Origin of the sequence: Stenotrophomonas pictorum JCM 9942 (assembly GCF_001310775.1) — a bacterium.
GTDB lineage: Bacteria > Pseudomonadota > Gammaproteobacteria > Xanthomonadales > Xanthomonadaceae > Stenotrophomonas > Stenotrophomonas pictorum.
This window is the reverse complement of the sequence record NZ_BAZI01000565.1, coordinates 1-1346: the sequence shown is the minus strand read 5'-3', so window position 1 is coordinate 1346 and position 1346 is coordinate 1. Positions and strand designations below refer to the sequence as shown.

Here is a 1346-nt window from a genome sequence, read left to right as displayed (position 1 = left end):
CTTGCCGGCAGCACCGCCGGCGGTGTACGCCGCCGTCCCAGGCGACGCGATGCCGGCACTGACGCTGCCGGACCTGGACGGCATGCCCACCCCACTGCCCGGGCGGTTCCTTGGTCGCCCCCTGCTGATCAACGTCTGGGCCAGCTGGTGCGCACCGTGCATCGAGGAAATGCCGGAACTGGCACGCTTTGCCGCCCAACATGCCGACAATGGCCCGCAGGTGCTCGGCCTGGCCCTGGACAGCCCCGAGGCCGTGCTCGACTTCCTGGGCAATGTGCCGGTGTACTACCCGATCGTGCTCGACACACCGGGACCGGCCGACGCCAGCGTCAGGCTTGGCAACACCCGAGGGCTGCTGCCCTACAGCGTGCTGGTCGATGCGCAGGGGCGCATCGTCAGGCAGAAACTCGGCCCGTTCAAAGCCGGCGAGATCGAGCGCTGGGCACAGCTGCCCTGAGCGATGGGGCCGCCTGGCGGCGATCGTCGGCGAACAGGCCGACTTCCCGCAGATTCGTAATCCGGGTGATCGCGCCGTTGACGCCTGCACCCTGCGCTCTGCCTGCCGCAGCGTCTGCCGGGAGTACCACGCGTGGCCACCAGAAAAATTCAAACAAACGATTAAAACGAAGCTAATTTCGTCGAACTGGACAGCATCGCCAGCTTCCCTCACACTGCCGCCCTTTCCTGCCAACCCTGCGGCCCATGGCAAAACTGCTGGTCCTTCACGGCCCCAACCTGAATCTGCTGGGTACGCGCGAACCCGAGGTCTACGGCAGCGCGACGCTGGCCCAGATCGACGCCGCGCTGATGACGCAGGCGCAGCAGGCCGGGCATGCGACCGAGCACCTGCAGTCCAATGCCGAACATGTGCTGGTGGACCGGGTGCAGGCCGCCCGTACCGACGGTACCGCCTTCATCCTGATCAATCCGGCCGCCTTCACCCACACCTCGGTGGCACTGCGCGATGCGCTGGCCGCCGTGGCGATCCCTTTTATCGAGATCCACCTGTCCAACCCGCACAGCCGCGAGCCATTCCGCCACCACAGCTATCTGAGCGACAAGGCGGTGGGGGTGATCTGCGGCTTTGGCGCGGACAGCTACCGCTACGCCATGGACGCCGCCCTGCAGCGGCTCTGACCCTTTTCCACGGAACCGCGTGGCGCCTGACGCCCACGGTTTCGAACACCACCCAACGAGGTATTCAATGGACCTGCGCAAAATCAAGAAACTGATCGACCTGCTGGAAGAGTCGAATCTGGCCGAGATCGAGATCAAGGAAGGCGAAGAGTCCGTGCGCCTGTCGCGCACCCCGGTGGCCGGCTATGCCGCCCCGGCGCCGGCTCCGG

General features: G+C 66.2%; 2 protein-coding genes and 1 pseudogene. All 3 read left to right on the top strand.

All coding sequences use genetic code 11. The features are described from left to right. Positions 1-457, top strand: a 457-nt coding sequence (locus tag JCM9942_RS16085) for a TlpA disulfide reductase family protein (RefSeq protein WP_256202412.1), incomplete at its 5' end; no start/stop codon positions are given. A gap of 245 nt (positions 458-702) precedes the next feature. Next, positions 703-1137 carry a type II 3-dehydroquinate dehydratase gene (gene aroQ, locus JCM9942_RS16080; RefSeq protein WP_054660863.1) on the top strand — a complete coding sequence of 145 codons (435 nt, stop codon included), beginning with the start codon at positions 703-705 and terminating at the stop codon, positions 1135-1137. Between the two features lie 67 nt (positions 1138-1204). Further along, positions 1205-1346: pseudogene (locus JCM9942_RS16075) on the top strand (acetyl-CoA carboxylase biotin carboxyl carrier protein); the annotation flags it as partial.